The organism is Ruminococcus sp. OM06-36AC, from assembly GCF_003438725.1.
GTDB classification, from domain to species: domain Bacteria; phylum Bacillota; class Clostridia; order Oscillospirales; family Ruminococcaceae; genus Ruminococcus_C; species Ruminococcus_C callidus.
Genome location: NZ_QSTT01000001.1, coordinates 142,553 through 160,091 on the forward strand (window position 1 = coordinate 142,553; position 17,539 = coordinate 160,091).

The window sequence follows — 17,539 nt, forward strand, 5'->3', positions numbered from 1 at the left end:
TTTAAGGAAGCAGATTTCTCAAAGAGGGTTGCGGGAGAGCCGCTTCAGCAGCGGAATGCACACACCACCGCACAGATTTCCCAGAATTGCCACCGGGAAATAACACAGTGCACGAAGCGGGTTCGGGCAGCCAGCCATGCAGTAATAGAACGCATCTGCCACGCAGTGGTTGAAGCCGGACAGAATGAATACCATGATCGGCATTACCACAATGAACACGCCGCCGATGAAGTTCTTCTTTTCGTTGCAGCGGCGGGAGCCTTCTACAGCGGAGAACATCAGAATGCCACAGAAGAACGCCAGCACAAAAGAACTAAGCAAGCTGTCGTCCAACTTGGCGGACATGGTTGCCTGTGCACGATCCATCAGTGTCACGTCCATGCCGTTTACCTTGGTTTCCGTTGCGAACCGTGTCAGGTGCACGATGCCGGCAGTCAGGCCGGCACCGATCGCATTCGCCAAAAAGGTGAAGAACGTTTCGCCCAGATACGCCTTGTCACGGTCGAAAATATATCCCACCTTGCCGGTGTACAGTCCATACTGGAACTGCACAATGCAGAACAGTCCCAGCGAAAACAGAAATGCCCCCAGATAGCGGTTTTCACAGGACATGCTGACGACACAGCCGATGCCGATCATCAGACCGGACAGCATACCGTCCGCCAGAAAGGACAGCCACTTATTTTTTTGCTTCTTTTCCATTTTTTTATTTCCTACACTTTCTATACTTTTATGCAGTGTTTCCTTTATGCGAAAAACTCCGCCGGATCACCGTCATTCACTGCCAGAATGTGCAGCGGTGCCTGCAAGTCCGGCAGCAGAAAACCACCCTCAATGCATGCCGAGCTGCAAAACGCAAACATGGACGGATAGGTTTCATCGTCCATATAAAACGGTTCTCTGGCATTTTCCGGATCAACACCCACACGATAAATGCCGTCCGCATAGTGGAACAGCACGTCCAGTTTGTCATTCCGGTGTTTCCGCATCAGAGCGATCACTTCGCCGGAATTTACAGAAACACTGCTCCAGTCAAAAGAAAGCATCGATTCCATTTTTTCTTCCTCCTCACAAAAAACAGCACACTCTGAGAGCATGCCGTTTTCCAGTTCATCAAAATTCAGCTTCATTCAGTATTTGGCTTAAGGCAACACCGCACAAAGCTTGTGCGTAAGGTGCGTTGTCAGATTTTTCGGCAGATTGCCCAGAAATTCCGCAGGCATACTGCCGGTCGCAATTTATCTTGGTGCGACACTCCTTTGTTCTCGGGCAGAATCCTGCCTCGAACGCAGTCGTATTGTAAGGGACTTCTGGGCAATATGACGGAAAATCTGCACGCAGATTGCGTGCAAAGCCGTCAGGCGGGCTTTGTGCGGTGTTGCCTTAACTCAGCTTTGCACCGCACTTGCCGCAGAAGTCAAAGGTGTACTTCTCGTCGAACCGTGCACCGCACTTGCCGCAGATGCGAACACCCTTCAGCGTGCTCAGGTCGCCCTGCATGCTGGCAATACGACGCTTTCTGTCGTCGATGTCTGCACACAGCTTCAGTTCTTCCTGATGATCGCCGTTCGGATTCTCATAGAACAGTCTGCCGATCTCGGTCATTACTTCCTGAATCCGTTCCTTTTCGTATGCGATCTTCTTTTTCAGATTGCTGGTTTCCGCAGCACTCTTGGAAGATTCTGCCACATTGCGGCTCACCTGATTCATCTTGTCAAAAATACCCATGTTCAGTAACTCCAATCTCCGGAATCTTCCGAAAAACATGCTGCTTTTCTGAAATTTCATGTTTTCCGATAATCTCTTACAATTCCGACTTTCATAACGTTACTTAAATTATACATGATTCACAAGTTTTTGTCAAGTGTTATTTTTTCGGAAACATTGGCATGTTACGCTTCCACCGGTGCAAACCGAATCCGGATCTGCGGCAGTTCGTGGAGAACGGTGTCGCAGTGGTAAAGCCCGTCTTTCACAGACAGGTCATTCTCACCGGTTGCCGGCGGTGCGAAAATTTTCAGGGTCAGGTCAGCTTCGCCCTGCAAAGGCTTCTCGAAGAATGCCGCCATCAGATCTACCGTCTTGGTCTTGGGTGCCTTATAGAACCACTTGCCGTTCAGTTCCAGCATCAGGTTGCTTTCCTCGGTAAAGGTCAGTTCGCAGAATGTGGGGTTCTTCTCGAAATGCAGCGGGATTTCCAGACCTTCCGCGTCCTCGGAGTTGCTCCAGCGGAGTGTCACCGGCAGCTGTACCTCGCCTGCCTGACGGGTGATCTGAGGTCTGAACCAGTCACGCTGAATGATTTCCTTATAGGTATCCAGCACCGGCTGTGTGATTCCCACATTTGCATTGTTGGGATCCTCGATCTCCAGCCCAAGTCTGCCGCGGTCGCGGAACTGGTAGAACGTGAACGCACTGAACCAGTCCGCCTGTTCCCGTTCCAGTGTATCGCAGAATTCCTTTACCATGTCTGCCTGTTCATAAGGACCGGTCACGTCGCCGTCAGCGTTGAACTCTGCCATAGTCATAGGCTTTTCCACGCCGCCGTTGAGATAACGGAACCGTTCGAAGCTGCGTTTGGTTTTCTCGTAGGTGTCCGCCACAGTGCCGCGGCTGTGAGTAGTGCCGCCGTGTTCTGCCACGTCATAGGGCCAGCCCCAGTGCAGTGCCATGTACTTGTCCACCGACCAGATGTCAGCTGCGGGAATGGTCTGTGCGAACTCGGCTTCCTTTTCCATTTCCTCCTTGGAGAGATCCTCGATGCCGCCGATGCAGATAATGGTCTGCACGTTGGGAGCATGCTCCTTGATGATACGGCTGGCACGGACAAAAAAGTCTGCCACTTCCTGATAGGTGCAGCGTTTGTTGAACGAGAACCAGTTACCCGTTGCCTCATGGTTGATACGCAGGAACACTCTGCCGAAGGACTTTAGATCCTCGCCGATCGCCGCCAGATGTTCATCGGAAACGTGGGGATCAATGGTCAGGGTCAGGGAAACGTCCTGTCCGTGCTGCCGGATCTCCCGCATGTAGTTGAACGGTTCGCCGTCGGTGTTGCCGCCCAGTCCGCCCTTGTAGGTGAAATAGTCATCGTATGGATAATCCCACGCAAAGCTGACATCAGGGCTGGCGTGTACCACGCTGGCACGCCCCGGCCAGCCTTCGTCCAGCGGATAATAGCAGTACATCAGGCTGATACTGCGGTGCGGTCTGCCCATTTTCGCCAGAATGTAATCCTGATCGACATATTCACCCCGTTCGCTGCCGTCCCCCAGATCAACGGCACACTTTGCCTTGCCCATGTGAATGCGGTAAACTTCCATGTATATTCTCCTTTTCAGCAGAGCATGCTTCAGCAGCACGCTCTGATATTTTGCACATTCTGTGCGATTGTTCTTGGTTTATTATACCGGATTCCGGCTGTGCTGTCAAGGGATTTTTTGAGAAAATGAGCATCGTGCAAACTGCAAGCGAACATCACTTTTGAAAAAAGAAAGCCTGAATAAAAATAAAAAAACCGACTCTTTCCGTAGAGCCGGTTTCAGAATGTGCTTTCGATTTTACTTTGCCAGAACGTCGTCCCAAGACACGTTTACGCCAACGCCGTGAAGTGCGATGTAGTACATGAGGTAATAGACATCAGTCGCATCTACGCTGCTGCTTTCGTCCACGTCTGCAGCAGTGATCTGTTCCTTGCTGATTTTCACGGTATTCCCTACCGCAGTATTGGCGATGTACAGCATGGAGTAGAACACATCTGTCGAATCCAGACTGCCGCTGCCGTCAATATCACCCTTGTCCAGACTGCCCGTTTTCGAGGTCGGGATACTTGGCTGGGTGGTAGTGGTAGTCGTTTTGGTGGTTGTTTTGGTGGTAACTTTTGTAGTCGTTATCGTAGGCGGATTGGTTCCAAGCCAAACATAACCACCAGCAGTATCAAGATCATTTTTAACAAACCCATGCTCAATAGCATATTTATCAGCAATAGAATCGCCCATCATAGTATATTTATCACCAATTTTTCCAACACAGTAAAAATACCAACCGGAACAATTATCAGGGCTGCTTGCAAGTTCACCATAGTAATGTGTATGTGCACCTTTTGATGCCTTTACTTCTGTGGAGTTTTCGGATACAGCAGAGGAATCCAACTCTGTTTCCGCACTGACTGACAGCATTGCCCCGATGCTCCCCAGACAAATCGTTCCGGCAGTCACCGCCGCCAGCAGTTTTCTCCACAATTTCATATTACACCCTCCTAAATTTGTCATATCCAGAAATTACATTTCATATTATAACATATGATGCAGAAAAATGCAAGGGAAAATTGAAAAAATCTTATACAAATCCATTTTTCTTTTTATAGAACCATAGTTTCCCTTAAAAAGGGAAAGCCTGAATAAAAATAGCCTCCCCTTTAGGGGAGGGGAACCGCCGATAGGCGGTGGAGGGGTTCTCCTGTGAAATCTTTTACTTGATGTATCAGGTTTCACAGAAGTACCCCTCAGTCACCTACGGTGACAGCTCAGCACAAGGCACGCCCTGCGGGTGCCCTTTCAGGGGAGCCTATTTTTGAAAAAAAGGCAGCCAAACAAAAAGAGCATCTCCCACAGGATCGCTCCCGTGCAGAGATGCTCTTTTCCAAGCAAATCGGATTTACTTTGCTGCTGCGTCCTTTTCAGCACGCTTCAGCCAGACGTTTGCCAGATCTACGGCTTCATACAAATTCGGTCGGTCGGAAGTCTTGGTGATCGCCTTCACAGGATCCGGCTCCTTGGTTGCGATCTGATAGACGCGAATCTTATCTGCAACCTTCAGCCCGTTCACTTCCTGCTGATGCACGATCTGCATCATTACCACGAATGGCTCTGACATATACCCATAATAGATTTCGTTTCCCTTGCGTACCAGAGGATACCCCCGATACATAAAAAATTCCTGATTCATTGCTGTTCCTTCCTTTCTCCGGAACGGTCAGCCCCCTGACTTAGCTCCAGTTCGTCGTAAAGTCCTGACTTGTGTCGTCGTAGATGTTCATGTTGTTCAGCAGTGTGTCCAGATAAGTTTTACGGCAGGTGTACGCCGACTTGCCGTCTGCGGTGATCAGACAGGTGAACTCGTCAATGGCGTAGAACTGTAGATCCCGTTCGAATTTGCCGTCCTGTGTCTTGACGTGGATTTCTCCCAGCATCTCCCCTGCCGGCTCGCCGTCCAGCTTGACGGTTTCCGCCGTGGTGTTCAGCAGGAACGCGTAGAACTGGCGGTAACGTTCCTTGTCGGTACTCTCTCCGTTCAGGGTAACGACTGCGGTGTCCTTATCGCTGCCGGTCACCTGAAACTGGAACTTCTGCTCGCCAACGCTGACATCCAGTGAGCCTACGTCCCAGACATAGGTGCCCAGCACCAGCTTGGAAGCAATATCCGTGGGCGTTGTTGTCGCCCAGACCAAGTTTTCCCCGGTCACCTGATAGATTGCGTCCACACCGTTCAGCATCGCATAATAGTACGCCGTTTCCGTACCGTTCTCCTCATCTTTTTCGGTAAAGCGTTCGCCGAATGTCAGTACATATGTGTTGCCGTCTGCACACGCCATGGTTGCCGTCCCGAACGGGTCGTCCAGTCCGGCATTGGCAATGTCCTCTGCCGAGGGGTGCGGAACTGCAACCTTTTCCGCTTTCAGTCCGAACATGCCGGTCACCACCGGTGTCGAACGGTCTACGCTCAGATATGCCGGCACCGGCGATACCATTTCATGGCTTGCCACAGTGCCGCCCATATTGGTGTTGTTTGCGGCATCTTCGTCATAGTCCAGCTCCAGCATATAGTCCATATCCTTGCGTTCCACAGTCAGCTTGTTGACAATGGGATAATCATTGGTATCCGCCGGTGCTTCCAGCATCGTAGTGGACAGGAAATCCGTTGCGGACTTGCTGAAGTTTGCCACCAGCGATGTTTTCACCGTGTAGACGGTGTCCTTGTCTGCCGGTGCAAAGTAGGTATTGGAAGCATCTGCGGCAGCATTGCCCACGCGGAAGCTGTAATCGCTGCCGTCGGCGAAATGCAGTGTGACTGCGATCGCCTCGGCATCGTCCAGCCCGAATTTTTCCAGATCAGAGCAGTTTTCTTCTACCACCCCGTTGGCTTCCATAGAAGCGGTATTGTTGGACAGTGTCCACAGGGTGGAGGTATCCATAGGCAGATCTTCCCAGCCGGACACGGCATATGCCGCATGGTCATCTCCTGTGCCGGTGCCCTCTGCCGTGCGAACCACTGCAAAGGAACCGCTGCCGTTGGTGATGTCGATAGAAGTCACATCGTTCGGGTCTTCCGAGGTCAGCGAAATGCTTTCCTCGCCGCTGTCAGAAGAAGACACGGAAGAAGAATCCTCCTCCGGTGTATTCCGCAGCAGGAAAAACGATGCCGTGCCCAGTGCTGCCACCAGCACCACGCCGCCGATGATTCCCAGTGCTTTTTTACGCATGATGTGCCTCCCTTAACGGTACCGTCTGCGGACTGCAACGATCACGCCAGCCACAACAACTGCCAGCGGAATGAGGAATACCACGACCAGACGGATCGCTTTCAGCTGTGTTGCAGATGCGGAAATCGAAGTCTGTGTCAAGTCCTTGGAAGCAACTACGATGCTGTCTTCCTTGCCGCAGACAGAGTTCAGCAGACCTACAAAGTATTCCGCATTGTTGTATGCCGAATTCTGTACCAGATTTACGTCCAGCATCGACATGGAGCCCAGCACGATCACATCACTTTCAATGAAAGCGTCACCGGTGGACTGCTGGTCACGGCAAAGTGCCATAACCGTATTCTGTCCCTTGGGTGCGGAATCCTTATCGAAAGAAGTGGTGGTAGCAGCTGCTTCGGTGGCTGCCTCTGTAGCTTCCTGACTGTCCGCAGAACCGTCAGCCACAGCAGCAGTGCTGTCTGTGCTGTAGTCCTTCGGCGACAGCGGGTAGCAGTAAGAGGTATCCGACGAGGTCAGCAGTGCCGTTACCGTTCTGCCGTTGTTGGCGGTCAGTGTCTGGATCGGACGTGCCATAGGAGCCACGATCGGCAGGCTGGCATTTGCCAGATTACCGGTATAGTCTTCTTCATCTGTCACTGTCACGACCGGAGCCACGAAGCTTCTGTTGTTGCTTTGGGACAGGAGAATGTTGACTTCCTGATTGGTGCTGTTGTTTTCGTCGATGACAGAACTGTAATCCACCTGTACGTTCCACTCTTTCAGGAATGCGTCCAGATTCGGCGTGGAGGACTGGGTGTAGTCTGCGATGTAGACCAGCTGCTTGCCCAGCTTGCCGTCGTTGTACATGAAGTTTTGCAGCTTCTGTACAGAATCGGTGGTCAGGTCTGTCTTAGGAGCCGGCAGCACCAGAATGTCATACTTTTCTGTATCCAGTGTGTCGTTGATCATGTCCAGACGGCTCACATCATAACCGTTTTCGTCCAGCAGGTTTTCCATTGCATAGAACGCATAGGTGTTCGGGTCAGAAGAAGTGTTGGTCTGTGCAAAGATCGGGCTGCCGTTGGTGGTGGCAATGATGCCCACGGTCTTGGGATTGGAATCGGTAACGTTCATGATACCGGAAGTCAGGGTCTGTTCGCCCTTGAACGCGGTGATGCAGTCTGCAAAGCTTGCCATGCCGTACTGATAGTACTGGTACTTCTGCTGATCCACTTCAAACATATCAGTGGTAGTGTTGTACACCTTGATGCGGCTGCCGCTGGTGATGATGATCTCATTGGACTGGATCGAACCGCCGTACAGTTCCTGATACTTGGACAATACGTCCGGATCCTTGGTGGTGTCAAAATAGGTCACACTGATGCGGTCGGAATAGCCCTGATACTTGGACAGGGTTTCCGCGATCATCTTATTGTTCTTGTCCGAAGTGAAAGTAGCTTCATCGGAAGAAATGGCAATGTCCACGTCTTTGTCCATATTGCGGATATAGTCCAGTGTTTCATCGCTGATCGCATAGAGGTTTGCGGTGGTCAGATCCAGCTTAAAATCCGGATACCGCTTGCCGATCTGGGTGACCACGACGTTGACCAGTACCACAACTGCCACAAAGATCACGGTGATCGCAGTTGCCAGACCGCCGTATTTCAGCTTTTTCCGGTTCTTCAGTTTTTTCTGCTGTTTTTCCAGAGAAGCCTCTGCTGTTTCTGTATGTTTCTGTTTTTCCATTGGTGATGTCCTCCTCTCAACTCCAACGCCGTTTTTCGAACACGCGTACCGTAAAGAAGTTGAAGATCACTGCCGTACTTACATAAAACAGCACGCCAGCCGGATCAAACAGACCGGCAGTGAAATCATAGTATCTGGTGTAGAACGACAGAGCATTCAGAACGGTGGGAACAACCGGTACATTTTCTGCATACCGTGCCACCACGTCGATCAGAGCCAGTGCCAGCAGAACGATCATGCCCAGCACAGCGGCAACTACCTGATTTTCGGTCAGGGACGAGATGAACAATGTCACGGCAATAAAGGCTGCTCCCAGCAGGAACAGTGCCAGAATGTTGGAGATCACGATGCCCCATGCCACTGCCCCGAAAAAGCTCAGGATCAGAGCATAGACAAAAATGATCGCCAGACCAATGGTATACAGCGTGAGGGCTGCCAGATATTTTCCCATGACGATGCCGCCGATGGAAACCGGTGCCGTCAGAAGTCCCTGTTCGGTCTTTTGCTTCTTTTCCTCACTGAACAAACGCATGGTCAGTACCGGAATCAGAATGGTGATGACGAAAAACAGGCTGCTGAACAAGTTGGACATATCGGTCGTTGCCATTGCCAGCGACGAGCCGAAGAAGAAATAGCCTGCTGCCAGATAGAACACTGCCAGAAAAACATAGGCAATGCTGGAGGTGAAAAACGCTCCGACTTCACGGCGATAGATCGCACCCATTACGCTTCGCCTCCTTCTTGTTTCTGTGCAGCATCTTCAGCCGGCGTTTCTGCCTTTTCGGCTTCTGCCGGTGCTGCTGCGGGTTCTTCCGGAGCCGTAGTTTCAGCTGCCGGAGCTGCGGACTTTTCTGCGGCGGGAGCACTGCTCTTTTCCGAAGAAAGCTTGACACCCTCGCCCATGGTGATCTTCAGGAATGCATCTTCCAGCGTCATCACGCCCAGATCCATTTTGTAAATGTCCCAGCCGTGTTCCTTGACCATCTGGTTCAGAGCCGGACGAATGTCGGCATCGGGTTTTGCCTCGATCTCGAATTCGAAGATCTTCGGCTCCCGTTCCATATCTGCACGGACTTTCGTCACGTCGTCTATAGCACGAATCGCCTGCAGCACTTCATTCTTCGGACCGCTGATGCGAACCACCAGACGGTTGACACCGGAAACCGCCTTCGACAGGTTGTCAATGGTGTCGTTTGCGGCAATCTGTCCGTGGTTGATAATTACCACACGGTCGCAGACTTCCTGTACCTCCGACAAAATGTGGGAGGAAAGAATGACGGTGTGCTTTTTGCCCAGCTTCTTGACCAGTGTGCGGATCTCAATGATCTGCTTCGGGTCCAGACCAACAGTGGGCTCGTCCAGAATCAGGATCGGCGGGTTGTTGATCAGTGCCTGTGCCAGACCGACACGCTGGCGGTAGCCCTTGGACAGGTGCTTGATGACACGACCGGAAACGTCGCTGATGCGGCACAGGTTGCACACGTCTTTCAGATGGGAACGGCGGGGCAGCTTGCACTTTTTCAGGTCATAGACAAAGTTCAGATAGCCCATGACGGTCATATCCAGATACAGCGGCGGCAGTTCCGGCAGATAGCCGATCTGTGCCTTGGCTTTGATCGGGTCTTCCAGAATGTCAGTGCCGTTGATCAGTGCCTGTCCGGAGGTGGAACTGATGTAGCCGGTCAGCATATTCATGGTCGTAGACTTTCCGGCACCGTTCGGTCCCAGAAGTCCCAGAATCTCGCCGTCCTCTACGGTAAAGCTGATGTCGTTGACTGCCAGCTTGTCGCCGTATTGTTTCGTCAGATGTTTGACTTCAATCATCCTTGTGATTGCCTCCTTCTGCTGCGTGCCGGACAGAACGCTCCTGCCCTGCACACAAAAACTAGGTATAGTTTATCATTCTATTGTGATAGAGAAGTGATAATCTTACGAAAGGTTCCAATTGCCTGATTGCAAAGCCTTATGCAGAAAGTGCGTCAATCGCCTTTCGAACACGTGCCAGTGTATCTTCCTTGCCCAGAATTGCACACAGTTCTACGCCGCCGCCCGGTGTAAACTGCTTTCCGGAAACAGCTGTCCGCAGCGGCCACAGCATCCAGCCGTTTTTCACGCCCAGATCTGCGATCTTTGCAAACAGTGCTTCGTGAATGTGCTCAGTATCCCACTGTTCGACACTCTCCAGAACCGGCAGGGCTTCCTTCAGGGCTTCCAGTGCGGTTTCCGGTGTGGTCTTCATCTTCTTGTGGCGGTACATTTCCAGATCGTATTCCGGCATGGCATCAATAAAGTCCACCTGCTCCGGAATATCGGAGAATACTTCGGTGCGGTTCTGGAGCACACTGCACAGCAGGGACAGGTCAATGTCTGTCCGCTTTACTGTCTGGCGGATATACGGCTCTGCTGCCTTTTCGAAATCTGCCGGATCCATTTTGTGTACATAAGCACCGTTAATGGCACGGAGTTTCTGGTCGTCGAAAATTGCCGGAGCCTTACTGATGCCGCTGATCTCGAATGCTTTTTTCAGTTCGTCCAGCGTGAAAATTTCCTGCTCGTTATATTCGCCGGAGGGTGCCCAGCCCAGCAGTGCGATGAAATTGATAACTGCTTCCGGCAGATAGCCCTTTTTCATCAGGTCTTGGAAAGAAGCATCGCCGTTTCTCTTGGACAGCTTGTGTGTCTTGTCTTTCATGACCGGTGCACAGTGTACATATTCCGGTACGTCCCAGCCGAATGCCTGATACAGCAGATTATACTTCGGAGCAGAGGAAAGGTACTCGTTGCCGCGTACAACATGGGTGATGCCCATGAGGTGGTCGTCCACAACGTTGGCAAAGTTGTAGGTCGGCATGCCGTCGGTCTTGATCAGGATCTGGTCGTCCAGTGTGCTGTTCTCCACTGTCACATCTCCGTAAATGTCGTCGTGGAATGTGGTAGTTCCCTCCAGCGGCATCTTCTGGCGAATGACGTAGGGAACACCTGCGTCCAGCTTTTCCTGAATTTCTTCCGGAGAGAGATTCCGGCAGTGGCGGTCATACATGGGAGCAATGTGAGAAGCTTCCTGAATTTTCCGTACTTCTTCCAGACGCTCCTTGTCACAGAAGCAGTAATATGCGTGACCGGTTTTCACCAGTTTTTCCGCGTAGGACTTGAACATGCCCATACGCTCCGACTGTACATACGGTCCCACCGGACCGCCGATGTCCGGACCTTCGTCCCAGTTCAGACCGGCAACCCGCAGGGTGTCATAGATCACATCAACGGCACCTTCTACATAACGTTCCTGATCGGTGTCCTCGATCCGCAGAATAAAATCGCCGTCCTGTTTCTTGGCGATCAGATAGGCAAACAATGCGGTACGCAGGTTGCCGATGTGCATATAGCCCGTCGGGCTGGGTGCAAATCTGGTTCTCACTCTTTTGTACATTGCTAGTACTTCCTTTCATATGATAATCTCTGTGTTCTCACAGATCATGTTGTTTCAGCCATTCCTGACACTGTTTCTGATCCTGTGCGATCTGCCGGTACAGGCTGTCCACATCGGGGAATTTCTGCTCGTCCCGCAGGAAATGCAGCAATTCCACCCGACAGGGCTGTTCGTACAGGTCGCCGGAAAAGTGCAGCAGAAACGTTTCTGCCGCCGGCAGCTGTGCTTCGCTGACAGTGGGCTTGACTCCAATATCCGTAATGGAATCGAAGCTGCCCTGCGGGGTGTGCGTCCGTGAAACATACACGCCATACCGCGGCACCAGCTGTCCTGCTGCAAAGGGAATGTTGATCGTCGGGACTGCCTTGGTTCGCCCCAGTGCTGCCCCGTGGATAACTCTGCCGCTGACGTGATAGGGCACGCCCAGCAGGTTCGCTGCCTGTTCCGGCTTTCCGGCACGGATCGCCTGCCGGATCGCGGTGGAGGAAATTTTCTCTCCGCCGCAGAGCACCGGTGCGACCTGATGCACGCCGAACCCGAACTGGCTGCCGAATTCCCGCAGGCTGTCGATATTCCACGCTGCTTTTGCACCAAAGCGGAAATCTCCGCCGCAGAATACCTCCTGTGCATGGAGCAGTTCCACCAGCACCTGCCGGCAGAATGCCTCGCCGTCCAGTCCGCACAGTTCCGAAAATGCCGGACAGTATACCCCGTGGATCCCGCAGTCCTGCATCAATTCCGCTTTCTGGGTATCTGTATAGAGATAAGACAGCGGCACGCCCTGTTTTACCGGAACGGAATCTGCCGCAAAAGTAAATGCACACGCCAGCAGTTCCTGTTCTGCCGCACAGCGGGCAGCTGCCCCCAGCACGGCACGGTGTCCCAAATGCACACCGTCAAAAAAGCCCAGTGCCACAGCACTTTTCTGTGCCAGCGGTGCAGTGATGCGTTGGAATCCTTTCAAGCACGTTTCCGCCTTTCTATTTCAGATTCTTTCCCACACGCAGTTCGTCCGCATTCCGGTCTGCCTGTGCAGTTCCGAAGAAGCTGCCGTCTGCACCGTAAACGCGGTACAAATCCTGCTCCGGCAGAACGCCCTCCACACGGCTCAGTGCCAGCTTGACACCGTTGCCGTACAGGGTGGACTGCTGTTCTGTCAGATGCAGCTCCGGCAGTGACGCAAACAGACGGTCTGTGGGAATGAGATGTTCCGCCAGCGTTCCCCGCCGGCAAAACTCCGTCACCTGCTCAAATGTATAGCACTGTTCCAGCGTAAAGCCGCTTGCCTTTGTCCGGCACAGTGCCGTCATCACGGCACCGCCGCCCAGTGCTTTTCCGATGTCGCAGAGCAGTGTGCGGATATAGGTGCCCTTGCCGCAGGCAACAGACAGTTCCGCGGTCTGCTTGTCTTCGTCCCATGCTTCCAGCACAATGGAATCCACCTGTACTGTCCGTGCCGGACGTTCGATCACAACGCCCCGTCTTGCCAGTTCGTACAGACGTGTTCCCTCCACAGAAACCGCGGAATACATAGGCGGCACCTGCTGGATTGCTCCCACAAACTGCGGGAGCACTGCGTCCAGTGCCTCTTTTGTCACGTGCATTTCCGGATAGACAGCCGTGCGGGTGCCCCAGACATCTTCTGTGTCGGTTTCCCAGCCGAACTGTACCGTAGCACGATACATTTTTGATTGATCGGGCAGAATGTCACAGGCACGGGCTGCCTTTCCCACCAGCACCGGCAGCACACCGGTTGCCATAGGATCCAGCGTTCCGGTATGTCCCAGCCGCCGCATATGCAGAATGCCACGCAGCTTGCCGATGACATCAAACGATGTGAACTCCGCGGGTTTTTGCATGCAGAGAACCCCCTGCATTGTTTCCTGACTCATGCCTTCCCCCATTCTTCCTTTACTGCGTCCAGCAAAATGCGGCGTACCTCATCTGCGGTACCCTCTACCTGACAGCCGGCAGCCTTTACATGACCGCCGCCGCCCAGCCGCTGACAGATCGCAGATACATTGATCTGATCTGCCGAACGCATGGAGATCCGGAATTTTCCGGCTTCTTTTTCCTTCATGGTGATGCCGATCTCTGCACCCTCTACCTGTAGCGGGAATCCGGCAACGCCTTCCAGTTCTGCTTCGTCCACGTGGAATTTTTTCAGGAATTCCTGTGACACACAGATCAGGACACACTTGCCGTCCAGATAACATTCCAGATGATCGATCAGCAGTTTATCCAGCTGCAATCTGCCAAAGCTCTTGACTGCAAACATTTTCCGGTTGATCCACGCATACCGCACATCGGGGCATATTTCCATCAATGCCGCCACCGCACGGTGGGTTTCCGGACCGGCGTTATCATACTGAAAACAGCCGGTATCCGTTGCCATGCCGGTATACAGGCACACTGCAATGCTGTCCGTTATCTGAACCGGCAGCACGCGGCACAGGCGGTAGAGGATTTCACACACCGCCGAAGCTGTACCGTCCAGCAGTCTTGCCTTGGCGTAGGGCACGTTGGATACGTGGTGGTCAATGCAGAGATCTACACGGCTGCCATACTGTTCCTGTATCCTGCTGCCCAGCAGCTTGGCATCTGCCACATCTACCGCAATAATGCACTTCGGCGGAAAGTCCGCTGCTGCGGGCTGTTCCGGCAGCATGAACTGATACCGCGGCGGGATCTCATCGTTGCAGAGCACTGCCACACGCTTTCCCAGCTGCTGTAAAATTTCTGCCAGTGCATAACCGGCACCGATGCAGTCCCCGTCAGGGCTGCGGTGGATCAGAATATAAGCATCTTCACATTGCTGTAGCCATGCGGCTGTTTTTGCCAATGTCAGCTCCTGCACGCCGTTCACTCCTCTCCCGTGCCGCTTTCCTCCGGTTCTTCCACCGGCGGCTGGATATGATGCAGCATGCGGTCGATCTCTGCACTATGTGCGATCGAATCGTCTGCCACAAAATGCAGTGCCGGACTCCGCCGGATCTTCAGCCGGCGAAGCAGTTCCCGCCGGATAAAGCCGGAGGCACTGTCCAGACCTTTGCAGGATTCCTTGGCGGTTTCCTTGCCGGACAGACTGGAAACGAAGATCTTGCAGTCCGACAGGTCGCGGGAGAGTTCTGCACGGACGACCGTCAGCATCGGATCGATACGGGGGTCCTTCAGTTCCCGCAAAATTGCTGTCATTTCCCGCAGAATGTCTTCCTCGGTACGATTTGCCTTGAAATTTGCCATGCTGTACGGCTCCTTTCTATCGTTGCATTTCTTTTCAGCAACATGATGTCACAGCAATGCCGCACCAATTTTATGCGGCGTTGCCCTTCTGTCAATCTCTGTATTCTTCCATGATAAATGCTTCGAAGATGTCGCCTTCCTTGAAGTCGCGGAATTTTTCCAGTGTGATACCGCACTCATAGCTTTCGCCGACTTCCTTGACATCGTCCTTGAACCGCTTCAGGCTGGACATCTTATCTTCCGCAATGACAATGCCGTCACGTACCACGCGAATCTCGCACTGTCTGGTCACCTTGCCGTTGAGCACATATGCACCGGCAACGGCACCAACATTGGAGATCTTGTATACCTGACGCACTTCGATACGTCCCATTACCACTTCGCGGAACTTCGGAGCCAGCATGCCCTTCATCGCAGTTTCGATTTCTTCGATCGCATCGTAGATGACACGGTAGGTGCGAATATCCACCTTATCCCGTGCTGCAATTTCTTCCGCAGTCTGATCCGGACGAACGTTGAATCCGATGATGATCGCATTCGATGCACTTGCCAGCATAACGTCGCTTTCCTTGATACCGCCGACACCGCCGTGAATTACGCGGACGCGGACTTCGTCGTTGGACAGCTTTTCCAGCGACTGGGTGACAGCTTCTACAGAACCCTGTACGTCCGCCTTGACGATCAGGGACAGTTCCTTCATTTCGCCCTGTTCGATCTGGCTGAACAGGTTATCCAGAGTGACCTTCTGGTACTCGTTGAACTTCGCCTGCTTTGCCTCGTGCTTCCGCTGTTCTACCAGTTCTCTTGCCAGACGCTCATCTTCTACTGCGTTGAACGTATCGCCTGCTTCCGGCACTTCTGCCAGACCGGTGATCTCTACCGGTACAGACGGACCAGCAGATTCCACTGCCTGCCCCTTATCGTTGGTCATGACACGCACACGGCCGACTGCGGTACCTGCGATAATGACATCGCCGACGTGCAGGGTACCGTTCTGTACCAGCAGGGTAGCGATCGGTCCGCGTCCCTTGTCCAGACGGGCTTCTACGACAGTACCCTTTGCACGGCGATCCGGATTTGCCTTCAGTTCGCTGGTTTCTGCGACCAGCAGAATGTTTTCCAGCAGATCGTCGATGCCCTCGCCGGTCTTTGCAGAAACCGGTACGCAGATCACGTCGCCGCCCCATTCTTCGCAGACCATGCCGTACTTGGTCAGTTCTTCCTTGATGCGGTCCGGATTCGCACCTTCCTTATCCATCTTGTTGATAGCAACAATAACGGTGATTCCGGCAGCCTTGGCGTGATTGATAGATTCGACTGTCTGCGGCATGATACCGTCATCGGCAGCCACAACCAGAATTGCAATATCTGTGATATTAGCACCGCGGGCACGCATTGCTGTGAATGCTTCGTGACCCGGTGTATCCAGGAATGTGATGTCCTTGCCCTCATAGCGTACCTGATATGCACCGATATGCTGGGTAATGCCGCCGGCTTCACCTGCGGTAACGTGAGCGTTACGGATTCTGTCCAGAATGGAAGTCTTACCGTGGTCAACGTGACCCATAACGCAGACAACCGGGCAGCGTTCTTCGGTATCCTCGGCATCGTCGTCCTCGTCGATCAGACGGTCTTCAATGGTCACGATCACTTCGTGCTCTACCTTTGCACCCAGTTCCTCTGCCACCAGAGATGCGGTATCGAAATCGATCTCCTCGTTAATGGTTGCCATAACGCCCAGCATCATCAGCTTCTTGATGACTTCGGTAGCGGTGACTTTCAGACGGGTTGCCAGTTCACCGACAGTGATTACGTCCGGAATGCGGACACGCAGCTGCTGCTTTCTGGCACGTTCCAGTTCCAGACGACGCAGCTTATCCTGTTCGGTTTCCCGCTTGCTGGAATACCGCTGCTTATTCCGCTGTGCAGACTTCTGGTTGATCTTCTGCTTCTTGGTGGAATATCTGTCGTTGGTATACTTGCTTGCCGGAGCGATCTGCTCATACCGCTGGTTGTACTTATCCAGATCGACATAAGAGCCTCTGGTGTCTACCGTGCGGCGTTTTTCGGTGGTGATGCTGTCCGCAGATGCCATTTCCACTTCAACGTGCAGACGCTCGCCGTGCTTCTGTGCCTTTGCCTGCTGCTTCTTGGGCTTTTCGTGCTTCTGAGCCTGCGGAGCTGCGGGCTTCTTTTCTTCCGCTTTCTTTTCCGGCTGCGGCTTCTTGTCAGCAGGCTTTTTGTCTGCTGCCTTTTTCTCTGCCGGCTTCTTGTCGCTGTTTTTCTTGTCTGCCGGTTTCTTATCCGCCGGCTTCTTGTCACCGGACTTCTTTTCCTGCTTCGACTTCGGCTTATCCTTGGAAGCAAAGTAAGCGTCCAGACTGTCTACCTGTGTTTTCTGGGAATAATACTCCAGTGCCAGATTGATCTCCTCCGGTGTCAGACCGGTCACACCCTTTTTCGTATTTCCCTTTTCGTCGCGTTCCTGATAAAATCCGATCAGTTCCTGTGTCGGGATCTGCAGATCCCGTGCAACGTCGCTCAATTTTACTTTCTTCGTCATAGGCGAAAATCCTCCTTTTCTCCAAGGAATGTCCGGCGTAGGCTGTTCCTCCGCCGCGGCACTCCACTCCTGCGAATGTATCTCCACAGCACAGGCGAAC

General features: G+C 52.7%; 16 protein-coding genes. All 16 read right to left on the bottom strand.

Annotated elements, in window-relative coordinates; genetic code table 11:
- Positions 1-18: 18 nt before the first annotated feature.
- The 16 genes from DXB92_RS00655 to infB all read right to left on the bottom strand — a co-directional run bounded on the left by DXB92_RS00655 (position 19) and on the right by infB (position 17,439).
- The gene (locus DXB92_RS00655; protein WP_021681131.1) at positions 19-702 is read right to left on the bottom strand and encodes a formate/nitrite transporter family protein; all 684 of its coding nucleotides are present in this window, start codon (positions 700-702) and stop codon (positions 19-21) included.
- A gap of 44 nt (positions 703-746) precedes the next feature.
- On the bottom strand, positions 747-1,055 hold the full coding sequence (locus DXB92_RS00660) for a hypothetical protein (protein ID WP_147329996.1): 309 nt from the start codon (positions 1,053-1,055) through the stop codon (positions 747-749).
- A 328-nt stretch (positions 1,056-1,383) separates the two neighbouring features.
- Complete coding sequence (locus DXB92_RS00665) at positions 1,384-1,728, bottom strand: hypothetical protein (RefSeq protein ID WP_051343602.1); 345 nt, start codon at positions 1,726-1,728, stop codon at positions 1,384-1,386.
- A gap of 164 nt (positions 1,729-1,892) precedes the next feature.
- The gene (locus DXB92_RS00670; protein ID WP_117731769.1) at positions 1,893-3,323 is read right to left on the bottom strand and encodes a hypothetical protein; all 1,431 of its coding nucleotides are present in this window, start codon (positions 3,321-3,323) and stop codon (positions 1,893-1,895) included.
- A gap of 237 nt (positions 3,324-3,560) precedes the next feature.
- The gene (locus DXB92_RS00675) at positions 3,561-4,247 is read right to left on the bottom strand and encodes a dockerin type I repeat-containing protein (RefSeq protein WP_117731771.1); all 687 of its coding nucleotides are present in this window, start codon (positions 4,245-4,247) and stop codon (positions 3,561-3,563) included.
- 409 nt (positions 4,248-4,656) lie between these two features.
- The gene (locus DXB92_RS00680) at positions 4,657-4,947 is read right to left on the bottom strand and encodes a hypothetical protein (RefSeq protein ID WP_021680775.1); all 291 of its coding nucleotides are present in this window, start codon (positions 4,945-4,947) and stop codon (positions 4,657-4,659) included.
- Between the two features lie 40 nt (positions 4,948-4,987).
- Entirely contained in the window at positions 4,988-6,481 is a 1,494-nt protein-coding gene (locus DXB92_RS00685) for a DUF4340 domain-containing protein (RefSeq protein ID WP_117731773.1), read from the bottom strand.
- Positions 6,482-6,493: 12 nt separating this feature from the next.
- Entirely contained in the window at positions 6,494-8,206 is a 1,713-nt protein-coding gene (locus tag DXB92_RS00690) for a GldG family protein (RefSeq protein WP_117731775.1), read from the bottom strand.
- Positions 8,207-8,222: 16 nt separating this feature from the next.
- Entirely contained in the window at positions 8,223-8,930 is a 708-nt protein-coding gene (locus tag DXB92_RS00695; protein WP_021680772.1) for an ABC transporter permease, read from the bottom strand.
- Positions 8,930-10,030, bottom strand: coding sequence for an ATP-binding cassette domain-containing protein (locus DXB92_RS00700; RefSeq protein WP_117731777.1), 1,101 nt, complete (start codon positions 10,028-10,030; stop codon positions 8,930-8,932). The genes DXB92_RS00695 and DXB92_RS00700 overlap by 1 nt, the downstream gene beginning before the upstream one ends.
- A gap of 139 nt (positions 10,031-10,169) precedes the next feature.
- A complete protein-coding gene (gene gltX, locus DXB92_RS00705; protein ID WP_117731779.1) occupies positions 10,170-11,633 on the bottom strand; it encodes a glutamate--tRNA ligase in 1,464 nt (487 codons plus the stop codon).
- 37 nt (positions 11,634-11,670) lie between these two features.
- Positions 11,671-12,597, bottom strand: coding sequence for a riboflavin biosynthesis protein RibF (ribF, locus tag DXB92_RS00710; RefSeq protein ID WP_117731781.1), 927 nt, complete (start codon positions 12,595-12,597; stop codon positions 11,671-11,673).
- 16 nt (positions 12,598-12,613) lie between these two features.
- The gene (truB, locus tag DXB92_RS00715; protein WP_341473027.1) at positions 12,614-13,537 is read right to left on the bottom strand and encodes a tRNA pseudouridine(55) synthase TruB; all 924 of its coding nucleotides are present in this window, start codon (positions 13,535-13,537) and stop codon (positions 12,614-12,616) included.
- Positions 13,522-14,490 carry a bifunctional oligoribonuclease/PAP phosphatase NrnA gene (locus DXB92_RS00720; RefSeq protein WP_187118431.1) on the bottom strand — a complete coding sequence of 323 codons (969 nt, stop codon included), beginning with the start codon at positions 14,488-14,490 and terminating at the stop codon, positions 13,522-13,524. The genes truB and DXB92_RS00720 overlap by 16 nt, the downstream gene beginning before the upstream one ends.
- 5 nt (positions 14,491-14,495) lie before the next feature.
- Positions 14,496-14,876 (bottom strand): 30S ribosome-binding factor RbfA, encoded by a 381-nt coding sequence (gene rbfA, locus DXB92_RS00725; RefSeq protein ID WP_021680766.1) that lies wholly within the window; start codon positions 14,874-14,876, stop codon positions 14,496-14,498.
- Between the two features lie 91 nt (positions 14,877-14,967).
- A complete protein-coding gene (infB, locus tag DXB92_RS00730) occupies positions 14,968-17,439 on the bottom strand; it encodes a translation initiation factor IF-2 (protein ID WP_084194311.1) in 2,472 nt (823 codons plus the stop codon).
- Positions 17,440-17,539 lie beyond the last annotated feature (100 nt).